Origin of the sequence: Brachybacterium sp. JB7 (assembly GCF_003335205.1) — a bacterium.
In the GTDB taxonomy this organism is placed as follows: Bacteria; Actinomycetota; Actinomycetes; order Actinomycetales; family Dermabacteraceae; genus Brachybacterium; species Brachybacterium alimentarium.
Genome location: NZ_QPGN01000005.1, coordinates 1 through 18990, shown reverse-complemented (window position 1 = coordinate 18990; position 18990 = coordinate 1). Strand labels below are relative to the sequence as shown.

Genomic DNA, 18990 nt, shown 5'->3' with positions numbered 1-18990 from the left:
GCCGAGCATCGGTCGTAGCGGTACATAACTCGGTGGCAGAGGCGCCACGGCCCGCCCTGGGCACCTCGGCGAGCCGGAACGCCGTGAGGTTCCGGCCGTGGGCTGGACCCGGGCGGCTTGCAAGGGCCGGAACGCCGCGAGGCCCCGGCGCCGTGCAGTGTCGGGGCGACGTGGGGTGCCGGGCCGCCTGCAGGAGCCGGGGCGCGGGGAGTCAGCGGCCGGATGTGGGCCGCAGTGCCAGAGGCCAGCGCGGTCAGAGGTCGGCACGATCAGGGGCGGACGCAGACGCCAGCGCGATCAGACGCCAGCGCAGTCAGACGCCAGCGCAGTCAGGCGCCAGCGCAGTCAGAGGCCGACGCGGTCGCGGACGATCGTGGCCAGGCGCCCGGCCATCTCGGTGGCGACCTCGTCGGACGGTGCTTCGACCATCACCCGCACGACGGGCTCGGTGCCGGACGGGCGCAGCAGCACGCGACCGGTCTCGCCCAGCTCCGTCTCGGCGGCGGCGACGGCGTCGAGCACGCCGCGGTCGATCGTGGCGCGCGCCTTGTCGACGTTCTTGACGTTGAGGAGCGCCTGCGGGAGGCGGGTCATGACGTCGGCCAGCTCGCGGGAGGTGCGGCCGGTCTCGGCCATGCGCTGCAGCAGGTGCAGAGCGGTCAGCTCGCCGTCCCCGGTGGTGGCGTGCTCGGCGATGATGACGTGGCCGGACTGCTCGCCGCCGATGGAGAAGCCGCCGAGGTTCATCTCCTCCAGCACGTAGCGGTCGCCCACACCCGTCTGACCCAGGATGATGCCGTGCTCACGCATGGCGAGCTTCAGGCCGAGGTTGCTCATGACCGTCACCACGAGGGTGCTGTCGTGGAGCTTGCCCCGCTCCTTGAGGTCCAGGGCGAGGATCCCCATGATCTGGTCGCCGTCGATGACCGCGCCGTCGGCGTCGACCGCGAGGCAGCGGTCCGCGTCGCCGTCGAACGCGACGCCGATGTCCGCACCGTATTCGCGCACCGCCGCCTGGAGGGGCTCGAGGTGGGTGGAGCCGACGCCGTCGTTGATCAGTCCGTCGTCGCTGCGATCGCCGATCACGTGCACGGTCGCGCCGGCCGCGCGCAGGGCCAGCGGTCCGGTGACGCTCGCGGCGCCGTTCGCGCAGTCCGCCACGACCGTGAGGCCCTCGAGGGAGCGGTCCAGGGTGGAGACGAGATGCTCGACGTACGCCTCGACGGCACCCTCGTAGCGGGAGATCGAGCCGACCTCGGTGCCCTGCGGACGGTCCCACTCCTCGCCGAGGCGGGCCTCGATGGCGTCCTCGACCTCGTCGGGCAGCTTGACGCCGCCGCGCGCGAAGAACTTGATGCCGTTGTCCGGCGCAGGGTTGTGCGATGCGGAGATCATCACGCCCAGGTCCGCCCCGGTGGACTGGACCAGGTAGGCCAGGCCCGGGGTGGGCAGCACCTCGGCGTCGAGCACGTCGACCCCGGCGGCGGCGAGTCCGGCGCAGACCGCCGCGGAGAGGAAGTCCCCCGACGGGCGCGGATCGCGCGCGACGATCGCCCGGGGGCGCGTGCCGCCGAAGGCTCCCAGGGTGCCCAGCACGTGAGCGGCGCCCACGGACAGCTCGACCGCGAGCTCAGCGGTGATGTCGACGTTCGCGCGGCCGCGCACTCCATCGGTTCCGAACAGTCGTGCCACAGGTGTTCTCCTCACGAGGACGGGGATGTCATCGTCCCGGCGGGGCCCGCCGTGGAGCACGGCCCGGGCCAGGAGTTCGCTGTGAGACTACCCGCTGAGACGCCGCCGTCCCGGCATGAAGGCCGCGGCGCAGTTACTTTGGTAGCTATGCCTGATCCAGTCCTCCTCCCCCGTCTGCTGCCGTCGGCGATCAGCCACCACGTGGGCGACCGCTCCGCGGGCCGAGGACTCGCGCGAGCCCGCGGCGGGCGTGTCGAGGATCTCGTCTGGGACGGCGAGTCCTCGACGGTCACCGCGGACGTCACCGATGACGGCGGAACCGTCCAGCACGCCCGGGTCCTGCTCGAGGAATATGCCGACGACTCCGTCTCCCGGCGGTTCCTGCCGTCGGCCCCCGGAGGGCTCTGGCGCCCGCGCGGCTCCCAGTGCAGCTGCCCGTCGGAGGGGAGCTGCGAGCACGTCGCCGCGCTCCTGTACCGGCTCAACGACCTCGGGGACCGGGCCGAGAAGTCCGCGCCGCCGGCCGAATGGCGCAGCGTGCTGCGCCCCCTGCTGGCCGGCACCAGCTCACGCACCGGCGCTCCGGCGACCGCTCCGCGTCCGCTGGCGATCCGTTTCGATCTCGAGGCCGGCACCGGCGGCGCCGGAGCGTCCCGTCAGAACCGCGAGCCCGCCACGGCGGCGGATCTCGACTCCGACGCCGACCTCTGGCTGGGAGTGCGTCCCCTGACCCGCGGCCGCAAGGGCACCTGGATCAAGGGGGAGCTGTCCTGGCGGACCTTCGAGGGCCGCCTGGGCGGCCGCGAGTACGACGCCGTGCAGTCCGAGGCCCTCACCCGCGTGTTCGCCTCCGCCTCCGCCGAGCGCTCCTATTCCAGCGGGGCGATCGATCATCTGTGGCTGAACACGATCACCTCGCCCCTGCTGTGGCAGTCCCTGGTCCATGCTCGCGACGCCGGCGTGGAGTTCCTCCCCGGCAGCGGTCTGACCTCGATCACCCTGCTGAGCAGTGCCGATGCGGGTCTCGACCTGCAGGTCGTCGACGAGTCCGGCGACCTCGACGTGACGCCGCGCGTGGACCTCGAGGGCGAGCGCGCACCGCATGCCCGGCTGATGGGCGCCGCCGGGGTGCTCGACGTCGCACCGCACGGCGAGGACGCCCTCGCCGCCCGGATCGCTCCCCTGCCCTCACCGGTTCCGCGCACCCTGCGGCCGCTGCTGCAGCGCCGTCGGCCGCTGCGGGTCCCCGCGGCCGATCGCGAGTCGTTCCTCGAGGTCGCGTACCCGAAGCTGCGCTCCCTCACCTCGGTGACCAGCGTGGACGGCAGCGTCCCGCTCCCGGCGGCGCGGCGCCCCAGCCTGCGTCTGACGGCGTCCTATGCCTCCGGCGACCGGCTCACGCTGCGGTGGTCGTGGCACTATCACGACCCCGACCGGGTGCTGCCGATCGACCAGCGCCAGGGGGCGCACCGGGACATCGCCCATGAGGAGGCGGTGGTCGCCGAGGCGATGACGCTGTGGCCCCAGGCGGGCTCGGAGACGCCCGAGCTGCTCAGCGGTCCCGACACCGCCCTGTTCTCCGAGCACGTGCTCGACGCGCTCGACGCGATGGACCATGTCGAGACGGAAGTCGTCGGCACCCGCCACAGCTACCGCGAGCTCGACGGCGCGCCAAAGGTGCGGGTCACCCAGCAGGCGTCCCCCGGCAAGCACGACTGGTTCGACCTCGGCTTCGAGATCACGATCGAGGGGCGTTCGATCCCCTTCCCCTCGCTGTTCGTCGCGCTCGCCCGCGGCCGCAGCAAGCTCCTGCTCCCGGACAAGACCTACTTCTCGCTGGACCATCCGGCCTTCGACACGCTGCGCGAGCTGATCCGTGAGGGCGAGGCGCTCGCGGAGTGGGAGCCCGAGCGCCAGAGCCTCAGCCGCTTCCAGGTCGAGATGTGGAACGACCTCGAGGAGATGGCCGACGAGACGGATGCCAGCGCCGAGTGGGATCGCACCGTCGGCCGCGCAAAGGAGCTCGCGGAGACCTCCGCGCCGGCTCTGCCCGACGCACTGCATGCCGAGCTGCGCCCCTACCAACTCGAGGGCTACTCCTGGCTGGCCTTCCTGTTCGCCCACGGCCTGGGCGGCGTGCTGGCCGACGACATGGGCCTGGGCAAGACCGTCCAGACCCTCGCCCTCATCGCCCACGCCCGGGAACGGGCAGGCGCTTCGGGTGCCGCGGGCGCAGCAGACGCTGCGGGTGCTGCGGGTGCTGCGGGCGCCGCCTCCGCTCCCCCGTTCCTCGTCGTGGCGCCCTCCTCCGTGCTGCCCGTCTGGCGGCGCGAGGCGGAGCGCTTCACTCCGGGTCTGGACGTGCGCGTCCTGGACCGCACCCGCGCCGCTCGTGGCGCGGACCTGGCCTCCGAGATCGCCGGCGCCGACGTGGTGGTCACCAGCTACGCCGTGCTGCGCATCGATGAGGAGGACTTCGCCGCCCGCCCGTTCCAGGGCTTCGTGCTCGACGAGGCGCAGTTCGTGAAGAACCGTCGCTCCCGCACGCACCGTGCCGCCAAGGGCGTGCGCGCCGATTTCCGGCTCGCGATCACCGGCACCCCGATGGAGAACTCGCTGGACGACCTCTGGTCGATCCTCGACCTGGTCACCCCCGGTCTGCTCGGCGGCGCGAACGGCTTCCGCCAGCGCTACACGCTGCCGATCGAGACCGGCGAGCATCCCGACCGGATGGAGCTCCTGCGCCGACGGGTGCGTCCGTTCCTGCTGCGCCGCACCAAGGAGCTGGTGGCCACCGAGCTGCCTCCGAAGCACGAGGAGGTGCTCACCGTGACCCTCGGCGAGGAGCACCGGGCGGTGTACGACTCGGTGCTGCAGCGCGAGCGCAAGAAGGTGCTAGGCATCCTGGACACCGACCTGGACCGGCAGCGGTTCATCGTGTTCCGCTCCCTCACCCTGCTGCGGATGATGGCGATCGATCCCGGCCTGGTCGATGCCGAGGCCTACGCCGATGTGCCCAGCTCCAAGCTGGAGGCTCTGTTCGACCGGCTCGAGGAGGTCATCGGCGGGGGTCACCGGGTGCTGCTGTTCAGCCAGTTCACCTCGTACCTGGACCGCGTGGCCGACGAGCTCTCCGCACGCGGCATCGGCTATGCGCACCTCGACGGCTCCACCCGGGACCGCGACGGCGCCGTGGCCGGCTTCCGCGAGGGCGACGCCCCGGTGTTCCTCATCTCGCTGAAGGCGGGCGGCTTCGGCCTCACCCTCACCGAGGCGGACTACGTGTTCCTGCTGGACCCGTGGTGGAACCCGGCGGCTGAGAACCAGGCCGTGGACCGTGCCCACCGCATCGGTCAGGAGCGCCAGGTCATGGTCTATCGGATGGTCGCCGAGGACACGATCGAGGAGAAGGTGCTCGCGCTGCAGCGCCGCAAGGCCGAGCTGTTCGACGCCTTCACCGACGGTGGGGACGCCTTCCGCTCCGCGATGACGGCCGACGACATCCGCGAGCTGCTCGGCTGAGCCTGCGCCGGGCCGGACGGCCCTCTCCGTTCGATGCTCGGCCGGGCTCGACGGCTGCTCTCCCGGGATCGTCGGGCGATCATCCTCGCCAGGACGCGTCCGCGGCGCCGTAGTCCCCGACGGGTCGTTCGATCGTGCGACCGTCGATCAGGAGGGGAGGCGGCACGAGGTCGAGCGTCCCGACGGCGGAGTCGAGCCGCACACGCGGGATCCCGAGGGCTGCCGGTTCCACCTCGGGCGGAGGAGGCCCGGAAAGCAGCTGGTGAGCAGCACCGAGCAGGCTGATCCGGATCGTGCACGCACGGGAACGGGCCAGGGCTTCGAGGACCCGTGCGGCCATGAGATGACCGCTCGCATGGTCCAGCGCTTGCACCGGCAGCGCGCCGGGACGGTCCGCCGTGCCGCAGTCGACGGCGATGCCGGTGGCCGCCTGCACGATGGAGTCGAAACCGATGCGTCTCCCCCAGGGCCCGCCCTCGCCCCAGGCGGAGAGCGAGACGATGACGGCCTGCGGGGCGATCGCCTCGAGCGCCTCCGTCCCCAGGCCGAATCGCTCCAGAGCACCGGGACGGTACCCGGTCAGGATGACGTCGGCGTCTGCAGCGAGAGTCCGCACCCGATCAGCGTCACGGCGCAGATCGACCTCTGCGGAGCGCTTCCCCATGCTGGTGGAGAGGTGCTGCTCGAGGATCTCCGGTCGCTGCGGCGGATCGATGCGCAGCACGTCCGCCCCCAGGCAGGCGAGCACCTGCGAACAGGTGGGCCCTGCGATGACCCGAGTCAGGTCGAGCACTCGCACACCCTCGAGCAGGTTTCTTCCCCCGCGCTCGTGTCCGTCGGCCGCCTCGAAGCCCCCGTGCCCCGCTCCGCGTCCAGCGCGTCGGTCCGCAGGTCCGCCCGATCCGGGGCGGTCTCCGCGATCGCTCACCTCGGACCACGGCGCATCGGACGCCGCCCGCGCCTGAGGATGCGCCTCCCATTGCGTACGGGTGCGAACCGCCACAGCGACGCCGCCGGCCGCGGTGATGGCCTCCTCCAAGTCCGATGCGTCCCAGCGCGAGGCGGCGCGCTCGAGCCCTCGCCGCCCGTCGACACCGAGCACCTCACGGATCACGGCAGCATGGTGCGGATAGTTGCCATGCAGGCGCACCCAGCCGTCCCGGGCGGCGACGAATCCTGACAGCTCCGCCCATGCGGCGGGGGCACGGCCGTCCCGTCGCAGATTCTCGTACGCGGCGAAGGAGGCGGCGATCAGCTCCGGAGTGGTTCCGAGAGCCACCTCGAACCCGCGCGAGGTGGCGAGTTCGTCGGCCGCCTCGCGCAGTCCCTCCACCGCCTCCCCGGCGAGCCGCTCGACGTCGAAGGGCCCGGTCCACCACCGCCGGGGAGTGAGTTCGTCCATCCCCGGAGCGTAGACACCCCGCCTCCCCGGCGGAAGCCTCCACGCGCCCGCACGGCCGGACACCCGGACACCCGGACGCCGGGGCACCCGGACGCCCGGACACCGGGGCACCCGGACGCCCTGCGCCGCGCTCTCCCGTCTGCCGGGTCCGTCTCCCGGTCCTCTCTCCGGGAGGGGTGCCGGGCCCCGTCGGCGGGCTCGGACGGGGCCCGGTGTGTGACGGATCGAGCAGATGCCGACCGCGGACCAATCCGATGCGGCGTCGGCGTCGAACCTCCTCAGTCCGGCGCGGCTTCCGCCGCCCGGGCGCCGACAGCCGTTCCACCGACCGAGGAGTCGTCGATCATGTCCCATCGCATCCGCCGTATCACCATCACCACCGCTGTGCTCGGAGTCGCGGGCATCGCCCTCGTCGCCCCGGCGAGCGCTGCCGGCGACACCTCCACGAACATCGGCTCGGACAGCACGCTCATCCAGGGACCGCTCGTGGACGGTCCGCTCGTCGACGCCGACGGACTGCTCGGGACGCTGCAGCTCGGCCAGTTCCAGCAGTGACCGAGGCGCACGGATCGTCGTTCCCCGTCACCACCGCATAGAGGAGACCTCCCCTTCATGAGGATGCGCATGCCCTCGGCCACGTCAGCACCCACCGGCCACCTCCCGCTGACCGCGGCTCAACGCGGCATCTGGTACGCGCAGCACCTGGATCCGGACAACCCGACCTATCAGATCGGGCAGTTCCTGGATCTGCGGGGCCCGATCGACCCCGCTCTGCTGAACCTGGCCCTGACCAAGGCCGCCACAGATCTGGACGCGCTGAGCCTGCGCATCGGCGAGGACGCCGCCGGGCCCTACGCGGAGATTCACCGCCCGCGGCCCACGGCGGATCTGGTGCGGGTGCGCGACCTGCGCCACCTGGGACCCGACGCGGCCGAGGACGCCGCGCACCTCGACATGGATCAGGAGATGTCCACGCCGCGGGACATGCACGGGGACGACCTCCTCGGAGCGACGCTCTACCTCGTCGGTGAGGATCGCTCGCTGTTCTTCCTGCGCGTCCACCACATCCAGATCGACGGCTACTCAGCCGTCATCGCCCTGCGCTACATCGCCGAGACGTACTCCCGCCTGGCCCGCGTCCTCCCGGGCTCACGGCTGCCCCGGCGCCTCGCACCCGGCGTCGCCCATGTGCTGGCACGGCTGCCCTCGCCCCTCCCCTCGCTCACCGCCCTCCAGCACGACCTGGAGGCCTACGAGAGCTCCCCGCAGCACGCCGCGGACGCTGCGCACTGGCAACGGGCCCTGGCCGGCGAGGTCTCCTCCGAGGGCCTCGAGGGCCGATCCCACGGCATCGCGAGCCGGGTGATCCGTGCCCGGGTCCCTCTCGGCGCCCAGCGCACCGCCCGGCTCGCCGCCCTCGAGCGCGACCTGCCCAAGACCCTCATCGCAGCGGTCGCCGTCTACATGGCCCGTATGACGGGCACCGACGTCGTGCCCATCGGCCTGCCGGTCACCGCCCGCCGTGGCCGGGTCGCGAAAACGACACCGTCCATGCTCTCCAGCGTCCTCCCGCTGCGGGTGAAGGTCGGTCCCACCGACTCGTTCGCCGACGTGATCGGCAGGACCGGGGACGCCGTCCGCGCCGCTGTCGGGCATCAGCGGTTCCGCGTCGAGGAGCTCGAGGGCGCCTCCTCCCACCCCGGCCCCTCGGTCAACCTGCTCCCGGTCATCGATGACCTGCGCCTGGGTGCTGCCCGGGGGACGGTGCACATCCTGTCCACGGGTCCCGTGCGCGACCTCTCGATCGTCCTCGGCGACCTCCGCAGCCACGCCGTCGACCCCGTGCTGCGGCTCGAGGGCGATGCCGCACTGCACTCCGAGCAGTCGCTGCAGGAGCACGGCGAGCGGCTGCTCCGACTTCTCGACTCGCTGCTCGACTCCACGGCCGGCACGAGCGCGGTCTCGCCTCCGCTGATGCACAGGGCCGAGCAGGAGGCGCTGCTCGCCACCGGCCGCGGCGCCCCGTCGGACGACGTTCCGGGGACCGTCCTCGAGGCCGTCGCAGCGTCCGTGGAACGGCGCGGGAGCGCCCGGGCCGTCGTCGCGCCCGATGGCGAACGCAGCTTCGAGGAGCTCGACGCCGAGTCGACCCGCCTCGCCCAGTCCCTCGTGCGCGGGGGCGTGGGACCCGGCGACCGCGTCGCCGTCCGCGTGGGCCGCACGGTCCACCTCCCTGCACTGGTCCTCGGGATCCTTCGGGCCGGCGCCGCCTACGTGCCGCTGGACCCTGCCTACCCCGTCGGCCGCGTCGCGCAGATGCTGGAGGATGCGGGGCCCGCCGCGCTGCTGACGACCGTCGAGCAGCAGGAGGCCGACCGGGAGGACGGCGCCGTCTGGACCCTGCCGACCCTGCTGGTCGACACCGAGACCGCTGCCTGGCGCCGTCCCGAGAGCGTTCCGGTCCACCTGCCCCGGGTGGGTCCCGACGACCTCGCCTACGTCATCTTCACCTCCGGGAGCACCGGCCGACCCAAGGGCGTCGCTGTCGAGCACGGCTCGCTCCATGCCCTTCTCGAGCAGCACCGCAGGACGCTCCATGACCCCGCCGCGACCCGGCTCGGGCGCCCGCTGCGCGCCGCCCATACGGCCGGCCTGTCCTTCGACGCCTCGTGGGATCCGCTGCTGTGGCTCGTCTCGGGGCACGAGATCCACATCGTCTCCGACGAGGTGCGACGCGACCCCGAACGCCTCGTCGCCCATCTCGCCGAGCAGCGCATCGACGCCCTCGAGACCACGCCGTCCTTCGCCGAGGTCCTGCTCACGGCGGGACTCCTGACCGGCCCGCACCATCCCACCGAGATCGCCCTCGGCGGGGAGGCCGTGGGCGACGACCTCTGGGCCGCGCTCGCCGCGCGGGAGGGGGTCCATGCCGTGAACCTCTACGGGCCGACCGAGACGACCGTGGACAGTCTGGTCGCCCCCATCCGCGAGGACCGCCGACCGCATCTCGGTGCCTCCGTGCTCGGCAGCCGTCACTACGTGCTCGATGCCGGGCTCGCACCGGTCCCGGACCGCGGGATCGGAGAGCTGTACCTCGCGGGATACGGGGTGGCCCGCGGGTACATCGGCCAGCCGGGTCTGAACGCGCAGCGCTTCGTCGCCGACCCCTTCGCGGCCGACGGTTCGCGCATGTACCGCTCGGGTGACCGGGTGCGCCGGCGTCCCGACGGCACGCTGAGGTTCCTCGGGCGACTGGACGATCAGGTGAAGATCCGGGGATACCGCATCGAGACCGACGAGGTCGAGGCCGCCATGCGTCGTCTCGACGGGGTCGTCTCAGCTGCCGTGGTCGTGCGCGGCGAGGGAGCGACGGCTCGTCTCGTCGGCTACGTCGCCACGGCGAGCGGGGCCACGGACGCGGGTGACGTCCCCGCCGCTGTCCGCGACGGACTGCGCGATGACCTGCCCGAGTACATGGTGCCGTCGGCGATCGTCGCGCTCGAGCGGCTCCCGGCGACCGCCAACGGGAAGCTCGATCGCGCCGCGCTGCCCGATCCGGCGACCACGGCCGCGGACGCCACCGCCCGGCAGCCGGAGACCGACATGGAGCGCGCGGTGGCGGGCGCCTTCGTCGCAGTGCTCGACCGCGACGGCATCGGGGCCGACGAGGACTTCTTCGCAGCGGGCGGCCACTCGCTGCTGGCCACCCGCCTCGCCGCGCGGCTGACGGACCGCCTCGGACGTGCCGTCGCCGTGCGCGACGTGTTCGAGCACCCGAGCGTCGCCGCCCTGGCCGCCGTCCTCGACGACGCCCCCGCCGACAGCGCCTCGGCGCGACCCGAGCGCGGCGAGCGCCCTGATCCCGTCCCCGCCTCGCTGAACCAGCGCCGCCTGTGGTTCCTCCACCGCCTCGAGCCGGATTCCGCCGCCTATGCGGTCCCGGTGATCCTCGAGCTCGAGGGCGATCTCGACCCCGCCGCGCTGCGTTCCGCGCTCGACGACGTCCTGGCCCGTCACGAGCCGCTGCGCACCATCCTTCCCGCGGTGGACGGCGAGCCGGTCCAGCACATCGTGCCCGCCGCGGAGGTCCCCTCCCCGCTCCTGGCCGTCGACGTGCCCGCCGAGCGCCTCGAGGCCGTGATCGCCGCGGAGGTGCATCGGCCCCTCGACATCACCCGGGAGATCCCTCTGCGCGCCGTGCTGCTGCGCACCGGTGCGCAGCGCGCCGTGCTCGTGATCACCATGCATCATGTCGCGACCGACGGCTGGTCGCTCGCACCGCTGGCCCGCGACCTGGGCGAGGCCTACACGGCCCGTGCCGCCGGTCGTGCGCCGCAGCCCGCACCGCTGCCCGTGGACTTCGCGGACGCGGCGACGTGGCAGCGAGATCTGCTCGGCTCCGCGGACGACCCCGAGAGCGAGCTGTCGCGCCAGAGCGCGTTCTGGCGACGCACCCTCGCGGACGCCCCCGCCGAGATCTCCCTGCCCCGTGATCGCCCACGCGGCACGGCTGACCTTGACGACGCCGATCAGCACGGGGTCGGCGAGCTCCGGCTCGATCTCGACCCGCAGGGGCACGCCGCCCTGCGCTCCGTCGCGTCCGCGCACCGCACCAGCCTGTTCATCGTGCTGCACACAGCGCTCGCCGCCGCCCTGCACCAGCACGGGACCGGCGACGACGTGGTGATCGGCACCCCGGTCGCCGGTCGCCCCGATCCGCGGCTGGACGACCTCGTCGGCTTCTTCGTCAACACCGTCGCCCTGCGCACGTCGCTGAGCCGCGACCCGACCCTCGCGGACCTCCTCGAGCGGGTGCGCCTCGCGAACACCGAGGCCTACGCGCACCAGGATCTCCCCTTCGACCTCGTCGTCGAGGCGGTGCGTCCCCCGCGGCATGTGGACCGGCCACCGGTTATCCAGGTGATGCTGAGCCTGCAGAACGCCCCGCCCGCTCGGCTCGATCTCCCCGGCGTGCGGGTGCATGTCCCCGCTCCCGTCGCGAGCTCGGGGGTCAAGGCGGATCTGCTGATCGACGTCACCCCCGAGGACGGCGACGACGGCGGTCTCCGCATCGTGCTGGGCTACGACCGTGCCCTGTTCGACGGCGCCACCGCGGCCCGTCTGCGCGACTCCCTGGATCGCGTGCTCGAGCAGGTCGTCGCTGATCCCGGGGCGCGGCTGGGGGATCTGCCCACCGCAGCTCCCGACGCACTGCGCGAGCTCGAGGACCGGGCCCGAGGGCCCGAGGCGCCTGCGCCCCGGACGATGCTGGATCGGCTCGAGCGCACGGCGCGTGAGCATCCGGGAGCCCTCGCACTCGTCGATGCCCAGGGCGAGCTCACCGCGGCCGAGCTCCTCGCCCGCGTCCGCACACTCGCTGCGGGCCTCGCAAAGGTCGGGGTCCGGCGCGGGGATCGGGTGGTCATCGCCCTGCCCCGCACCGCCGATGCGGTCACGGTCGTGCTCGGCGCACTGCGCGCCGGTGCCATCGCGGTCCCCGTGGACTCCACCCATCCCGACGCGCGGCTCGAGCGGGTGCTCGCATCCGCCGGGCCCCGCGTGGTGGTCACCACCGATCCCGCCCGTTTCCGTCCCCTCCTGCCGACGCCGCGGGATGCATCCCGCACCGAGGTCCTCGCTCCGGACGACCTCCCCACGGGCGGCCCGGCCCCGGCTGCTCCGGGACCCGAGGACACCGCATATCTCGTGCACACCTCGGGCACGACCGGAGCCCCCAAGGGCGTCCAGGTCTCCCACGCGGCCCTCGGCACCGTGCTCGCCCAGCACGAGCGCACGCTGATCGGCCCCCTGCGCGAGCAACTGGAGCGTCCACCGCGGATGCTTCACCTCTCCGGCCTCGCCTTCGACGCCGCATGGGACCCGATCCTGTGGCTCGCCTCGGGCAGCACGCTCCTGATCGCCGACGAGACCGTGCAGGCCGATGCCGAGGCCGTCGTGCGCCTTGTCCAGGAGCAGCGCATCGACGTCGTCGAGACCACGCCTTCCTACGCCTCGCAGCTGGAGGCCGTCGGCCTCGAGGACGCCGTCCGCACAGGGCCCGGCAGGCTCCTGCTGGCCCTGGGCGGGGAGGCGGTGCCCCAGGCGCTGTGGGACCGCATCGCCGCCTCGGACGCCCTGGACGGATGGAATCTGTACGGCCCGAGCGAAGCCACCGTCGACGCCCTCGTCGCCCCCATCACCCACGGGCCCGTCGTCCTCGGTGACCCCGTGCTCGGGGTCCGGGCACGCGTGCTCGACCGCTTCCTGCGACCGGTTCCGCCCGGCGTCGAGGGCGAGCTGTACCTCTCCGGCGCCACCCTCGCCGACGGCTATCGCGGACGTGCCGCCGAGACCGCAGCGCGCTTCGTGGCCGACCCCGCCGCGGACGGTGCGCGGATGTACCGCACCGGCGACGTCGTGCGCCGGACGGCCGAGGGTGACCTGCACTTCCTGCGGCGCGCCGACGACCAGGTCAAGCTCCGGGGGTATCGCATCGAGATCGGTGACATCGAGAGCGCCCTGGAGCGCGCACCGGGCGTGCGCACCGCCCTCGCCCGGATCGTGGCCCCCGGTGGAGAAGGCACCGAGCGCGTCCTCGCGTGGGTGTCCGGGGAAGCCGACGAGGCCTCGGTGCGGGACACGGCGCGCCGGGAGCTGCCGGCGTACATGGTCCCCAGCGCGATCGCCGTGATCGCGGAATTCCCGCTGACCTCGAACGGCAAGGTCGATGTGTCGGCGCTGCCCGATCCGCAGCACGGCTCGTCCGCCGAGCGCTCCCCGGTCGACGACGCCGAGGAGCGCATGTGCAGCCTGGTCGGAGAGATCCTCGCGATCAACGTCCCGGGCCCCGACGAGGACTTCTTCGCCCTCGGCGGGCATTCCCTGCTCGCGGTGGAGCTCGTCGGCCGCATCCGGGACGAGTTCGGCGTGGCCGTGCCGGTCCGCACCGTCTTCGACCGTCCCACCCCCGCACTGCTCGTCGCCGCCCTGCGCGCCGAGGACCCCGTCGGTGCGGTGGCCGATCACAGCGCTCCCGGGGAGCTCGGGCACCCCGCCCCGATGCGCCTGCGCGACTGGGTCGTGCAGAACCCTCGCTCTCCGCACGAGGAGCTCCCCCTCTCCCCTGACCAGGCGCGGCTGTGGTTCCTCCACCGTCTGGCGCCGGGCTCGGCGGAGTACACGGTGGTCCTCGAGGCCGATCTCGAGGGCGACCTCGACACCACCGCGCTCGCCGGCGCGGTCGACGACCTCGTGGCTCGCCACGAGGTCCTGCGGACCACCTTCCCCGAGATCGAGGGACGTCCCGTGCAGCGCATCCAGGACCCGCCTTCCGGCATCCTGCGCCACGAAGCGGTCGACACCGCCGCCGGCTTCGATCTCTCCTCCCGGATCCCGCTGCGGGCGGGCCTGGTGAGGACCGGCGCCCAGCGCTGGCGCTTCACACTGGCCGTGCACCACATCGCGACCGATGGCGCCTCGCTCGCGCCGATGGTGCGCGACCTCGCCTCCGCATACGGCGCCCGCACCGGGGGGACCCGGTCCGCCCGCCGCCCCCTCGCGGTCCAGTTCGCCGACCACGCACGGTTCCAGCAGGTCGGGCACGACCGGCCCCAGGAGGAGTATCCGCACCTCGCCGCCTGGACGGAGCAGCTGCGCGGCGCGCCCGAGGAGCTGGCCCTCCCCGCCGACGGACGCCGCAGCGAGGAGACCACCCGTCCCGCACGCACCCTGGCCTTCACCGTCCCCGAAGAGGTCAGCACACCGCTCCTGGCCTCCGCAGCGACGAGCGGAGCCAGCAGCTTCCACACCTGGTTCGCCGCGCTCGCGGCCTATCTGCAGCGGGTCGGCGCCGGGGACGACCTCGTCATCGGCACCCCGTCCGCCGGTCGCGGCGACCCCGACCTCGCCGACCTCATCGGCTTCTTCGTGACCACACTCCCGGTGCGGCTGCAGGTCGACGGCTCCCGCCCCTTCCGCGATGCGGTGGGGCGGGCCCGTCGGTCCGTCCTGCACGCCATGGAGCACGACGACGTGCCGTTCGAGCGCATCGTCGAGGCCGTGGCACCCGATCGGCAGTTCGGTCGCCATCCGCTGTTCCAGACCATGCTCTCCGTGGAGGAGCTCGGCGATCCGGCGCTCGAGCTGCCCGGGGTCGAGGTGTCCCGGGTGGAGCCGCGCTCGACCGGCGCGGCGAAGGTGGATCTCTCCTTCACCCTCCGTCCCCGCTCCGACGGCGGAGTGGACGGTGTGCTCGAGCACGACGCGAACCTGTTCAGCGAGGACGCCGCTCAAGGGCTGGTCGAGCGCTGGCTCGGCTTCCTGGCGGGGATCGCCGCAGATCCGGGTCGGAGGCTGCAGGAGATCCCCGCCGGCCCGTCCTCGACACCTCTGATGCCGTGGCCCGCGACGGCCGGGCCGCAGAGCCTGCTGGATGCCCTCGCGACCTCCGCCGCGGCCCGATCGGCCCTGCCCGCCCTCGTCGGGGATGACACCTCCCTCACCACCGGAGAGCTCGCCGAACGGGTCGACACCATCGCAGGAGGTCTGTGCGCCGCAGGCGCCGTTGCCGGGGATCGCATCGCCCTGGCCGTGCGTCGAGGCACGGGAACCGTCGCGGGACTGCTCGCGATCTGGCGGGCCGGAGCAGTCGCCGTCCCGGTGGACATCACTCTTCCTGCTCAGCGGATCACGGCGATGCTGCACGCCGCCGCACCCCGCCTCGTGCTCCGCACCGGGCACGTCTCCGAGGAGGACGCGGTACGAGCCGCGCTCGAGGCGGGCATCCCCTCCGAGTCCGTCCGGTGCCTCGAGGACCTCCCGGAGGGCTCCGCACCCGAGCTGCTGCCGGGTCCGGACGAGGCGGCCTACATCCTCTTCACCTCCGGCACCACCGGGACGCCGAAGGGCGTCCAGGTCCCCCACCGCGCGCTGACCCAGCTCCTGAGGAGCCATCGCTCGACTCTCCTTCCCGAGCCCGGCCTGCGGAGACGGCGTCTGGCCCACACCACGGGCGTCGGCTTCGACGCCTCCCTGGACCCGGTGCTGTGGCTGGCGGCAGGTCACGAGGTGCATGTGGTCGGCGACGACGTGCGCCGCGACCCGGAGGCCCTGGTCGACCTGCTCGCCCGACGCGATATCGACGTCTGGGAGACCACCCCCGGGTACGTCGACGCGCTGCGCGGGCAGACAGGGCTCGCCGACCTCCTCGATGCACGGGACCCCGAGGATCCCTTCGTGCTCCTGCTCGGCGGGGAGCCCGTCGATCCTGCCCTGTGGGCGTGGATGCATGAGCGTCCCGCCGTGAGGGGGTGGAACCTCTACGGCCCGACCGAGGCCGGCGTCGACACCCTGGTCGCTCCGGTTCTCGCGAACCCGTCTCCCGTGCTCGGCTCCCCGACCAGCTCCACCGTCGCACGCGTGCTGGACGCGAACCTGCGACCGGTTCCCGTGGGCAGCATCGGCGAGCTCTGGCTCGCCGGGCCGCAGCTGGCCGACGGCTACCTCGGTGACGCGGCTGCGACGGCGTCCCGGTTCGTCGCCGACCCCTTCGCAGGGGATGGCTCACGGATGTATCGCACCGGCGACCTCGTCGCGGTGCGCGATGCGCCCGCCGGCCACCGGCCGCCCGTCGTCGCGCTCGGCCGCGGCGACGAGCAGGTGAAGATCCGCGGGCACCGCATCGAGCCCGGCGAGGTCTCGGCGGTGCTCGAGGAGCGCGACGAGGTCGCGCGGTCCGTGGTCCGTGCGATCGACAGCCCGCGGGGCATGGTCCTCGCCGCCTGGGTGGTGCCCGCCGAGGGCGTCGACGCCGCGGCGCTCCCGGAGCTGCTCGAGCGGACGACTGCTGCCCGCCTGCCGGAGTACATGCGACCAGCCGCGTTCACCCTCGTCGACGACATCCCGCTGACCTCCCACGGGAAGGTCGACACCCGAGCGCTGCCCGACCCCGCCTTCGTCGGCGGGTCCGGCCGCGCGCCCCGGGACGGGACCGAGGCGATCGTCGCGGCGGCGTTCTCGACAGTGCTCGACATCGAGGAGGTCCGGGCGGACGACTCCTTCTTCGCCCTCGGCGGGCACTCCTTCGTGGCCCGCCCCGTCGTCGCGGAGATCGGCGAGCTCCTCGGCCGGGAGGTGCCGATCCACCTCCTGTTCCGAACGCCGACGGTGGCGGGTCTGGCCGCGGTGATCGACCGTGGACCCTCCGGTGCAGCACCGAGCGGAGGTGCAGGCAGTCGCTCCGCGGACGGGGACCTCGAGGAATCTCTCGCCCCCGTCCTGCCCCTGCGCCCCGAGGGGCACGGCGAGCCCCTGTTCGCCGTTCACCCCGCGAGCGGCCTCGCCTGGGGCTTCTCGAGCCTGCTCCCCCATCTGCGCAGTCGACGACCCCTGATCGGCCTGCAGATGCCGGGGCTCTCCACACTCTCCACCTCCGAATCGTCCCGCGCCCCGGAGCAGACGCTCGACGAGATGCTGGACCAGTACCTGGAGGCGATGCGCACCGTCCAGCCGCACGGCCCGTACCACCTGCTCGGCTACTCGCTCGGCGGCAGGATCGCTCACCATCTCGCTGCGCGCCTGCAGGCCGCGGGCGAGGTGGTCGCCTTCCTCGCCGTGCTCGACTCCTACCCGCGCCTCAGCGGGTCGCTGCAGGGAGCCGAGGACGACGGCTCCCGGTGGCGGTCCCTGCTGGAGGCCCAGGACATCCCGGTGCCCGCTGGCCCCCTCGACGCCGCGACGGTGGTCTCCGCCCTGCGCACCGCCGGGAATTCGCTCGGCCAGCTCCCTGCGACGACCGCCGAGCGCATGGCCTCGCGCTTCGCCCATCTCGGCACACTCCTGGACGCCGCACAGACCCCCGTCGTCGAGGGCGACCTCATCGTTATGGAGGCCACCAGGGATGCTCCGACGGACCGTCCGGATCCGGCGGCGTGGATCCCGCATCTCACCGGCGAGCTCACCGTCCACCGGGTCGACGCCCGTCATGCGGACCTGCTCGACGAGCCGGCGGCAGGAACCGTCGCCGCCGAGCTGGACTCCTCTGCGATCCTGCGCAGATCCGACCAAACCGAATGACCGTCCGTTCCGAACCACTGGCAGCAACGCATCCACGACGGAAACGGGAACGCACCATGATGAACCCCTTCGACGACACCGACGCCACCTTCCGCGTCCTCGTGAACGAGCGCGGACAGCACTCTCTGTGGCCGGACTCCGCGGACCTGCCGCGCGGGTGGGTCGTCGTCTTCGGACCCGATGACCACGCCGCTTGCCTCCGCTACGTCGACGCCTCGTGGTCCGACATCACTCCCCGTCGTCTGGACGACGGAGCACGGGCCGCTTCGTGATCTCCCTGCGCGGCGTCGTCAAGCACTACGGCGACCGCACAGCCCTGGCCGGGATCGACCTCGAGGTGCCCGCGGGCACCGTGCAGGGCCTGCTGGGTCCCAACGGCGCCGGCAAGACGACGATCGTGCGGGTGCTCACCACGCTCCTCGAGCCGGATGCCGGGGACGCCCTGGTCGCGGGCCGCTCCGTGCGGACGGATCCTGACGGCGTGCGTCGCAGCATCGGGGTGTCCGGCCAGTACGCGGCCGTCGATGAGAAGCTGACCGGCTTCGAGAACCTCCGCATGGTCGCCCGGCTGTACGGCATGCCGCGGCGGACCGCCGCAGCCCGAGCCCGCGAGCTGCTGCGCGACTTCCGCCTCGAGGACGTGCCGGCCACGCTCCTGGCAGGTCAGTACTCCGGCGGGATGCGCCGACGCCTCGACCTCGCGGGCGCCATCATCGCCCGGCCCCCGGTCGTGATCCTCGACGAGCCGAACATGCTCAAGGGTGATACGTATCGTACTTCGTATCTCCAGTGTACCGACTTCAAGCTGGCGGCATGACGAAGACAGTTGAGCTGTGCGAAGCCCGGGGTGTGAGCGATGTGTCGCTCACACCCCGGGTTCGACGGTGGCTGGGTTACTTGTACTCACCCACAACCTGGTAAAGACCAGGGCTCGCCTTCGCGATGCCCGCGGTCTTCTTCGCGTACTCAGCCGCCTCCGGGTCGGACTGGGTCGCCTTGACATCATCGGCAGACTCCCACTGGGCCACGTTGAGCACGCGCGTCTTGTCGGCGCTGGCGAGCAGGGTGACAGAGATGAAACCGGGCCGGGCGATGTCAAGGCGTCGAAGCAACATGGGGCTCGCCGGCGAGCCCCATGTTGCTTCGACGCCTTGACATCGCCCGGCCCGGTTTCATCTCTGTCACCCTGCTCGCCAGCGCCGACAAGACGCGCGTGCTCAACGTGGCCCAGTGGGAGTCTGCCGATGATGTCAAGGCGACCCAGTCCGACCCGGAGGCGGCTGAGTACGCGAAGAAGACCG

8 protein-coding genes and 1 pseudogene are annotated in these 18990 nt (G+C 72.8%); 6 read left to right on the top strand and 3 right to left on the bottom strand.

The features are described from left to right. Positions 1-345: 345 nt before the first annotated feature. Positions 346-1692 carry a phosphoglucosamine mutase gene (gene glmM, locus CIK81_RS07875; RefSeq protein ID WP_114355601.1) on the bottom strand — a complete coding sequence of 449 codons (1347 nt, stop codon included), beginning with the start codon at positions 1690-1692 and terminating at the stop codon, positions 346-348. A gap of 147 nt (positions 1693-1839) precedes the next feature. Between glmM and CIK81_RS07870 the strand changes: the two genes are divergently transcribed. Further along, on the top strand, positions 1840-5214 hold the full coding sequence (locus CIK81_RS07870; protein WP_114307707.1) for a DEAD/DEAH box helicase: 3375 nt from the start codon (positions 1840-1842) through the stop codon (positions 5212-5214). Positions 5215-5293: 79 nt separating this feature from the next. On the opposite strand, the gene CIK81_RS07865 is transcribed toward CIK81_RS07870, so the two are convergent. Then, complete coding sequence (locus CIK81_RS07865) at positions 5294-6616, bottom strand: CoA transferase (RefSeq protein ID WP_114306442.1); 1323 nt, start codon at positions 6614-6616, stop codon at positions 5294-5296. A gap of 345 nt (positions 6617-6961) precedes the next feature. On the opposite strand from CIK81_RS07865, the gene CIK81_RS07860 reads away from it, so the two are divergent. The 4 genes and pseudogenes from CIK81_RS07860 to CIK81_RS07845 form a co-directional block, all read left to right on the top strand. Continuing rightward, entirely contained in the window at positions 6962-7171 is a 210-nt protein-coding gene (locus tag CIK81_RS07860; protein WP_114306441.1) for a hypothetical protein, read from the top strand. A 57-nt stretch (positions 7172-7228) separates the two neighbouring features. After that, positions 7229-17689 carry a non-ribosomal peptide synthetase gene (locus CIK81_RS07855; RefSeq protein ID WP_114355600.1) on the top strand — a complete coding sequence of 3487 codons (10461 nt, stop codon included), beginning with the start codon at positions 7229-7231 and terminating at the stop codon, positions 17687-17689. A gap of 56 nt (positions 17690-17745) precedes the next feature. Continuing rightward, complete coding sequence (locus CIK81_RS07850) at positions 17746-17961, top strand: MbtH family protein (protein ID WP_096166273.1); 216 nt, start codon at positions 17746-17748, stop codon at positions 17959-17961. Next, positions 17958-18437, top strand: a pseudogene (locus CIK81_RS07845) (ABC transporter ATP-binding protein); the annotation flags it as partial. The gene CIK81_RS07850 and the pseudogene CIK81_RS07845, both read left to right, overlap by 4 nt. A 145-nt stretch (positions 18438-18582) precedes the next feature. Here the strand turns inward: CIK81_RS07845 and CIK81_RS07840 are convergent. After that, entirely contained in the window at positions 18583-18801 is a 219-nt protein-coding gene (locus tag CIK81_RS07840) for an antibiotic biosynthesis monooxygenase (RefSeq protein ID WP_241964071.1), read from the bottom strand. A 23-nt stretch (positions 18802-18824) separates the two neighbouring features. On the opposite strand from CIK81_RS07840, the gene CIK81_RS07835 reads away from it, so the two are divergent. Continuing rightward, positions 18825-18990 (top strand): antibiotic biosynthesis monooxygenase (locus tag CIK81_RS07835; RefSeq protein WP_199586324.1); only part of this gene is annotated, 166 nt, incomplete at its 3' end.

What these genes read in the sequence shown, in the direction of transcription:
- CIK81_RS07865 (WP_114306442.1), bottom strand. Translation starts at nt 6,616, where the DNA reads ATGGACGAACTCACTCCCCGGCGGTGGTGGACCGGGCCCTTCGACGTC.
- CIK81_RS07860 (WP_114306441.1), top strand. Translation starts at nt 6,962, where the DNA reads ATGTCCCATCGCATCCGCCGTATCACCATCACCACCGCTGTGCTCGGA.
- CIK81_RS07855 (WP_114355600.1), top strand. Translation starts at nt 7,229, where the DNA reads ATGAGGATGCGCATGCCCTCGGCCACGTCAGCACCCACCGGCCACCTC.
- CIK81_RS07870 (WP_114307707.1), top strand. Translation starts at nt 1,840, where the DNA reads ATGCCTGATCCAGTCCTCCTCCCCCGTCTGCTGCCGTCGGCGATCAGC.
- CIK81_RS07850 (WP_096166273.1), top strand. Translation starts at nt 17,746, where the DNA reads ATGATGAACCCCTTCGACGACACCGACGCCACCTTCCGCGTCCTCGTG.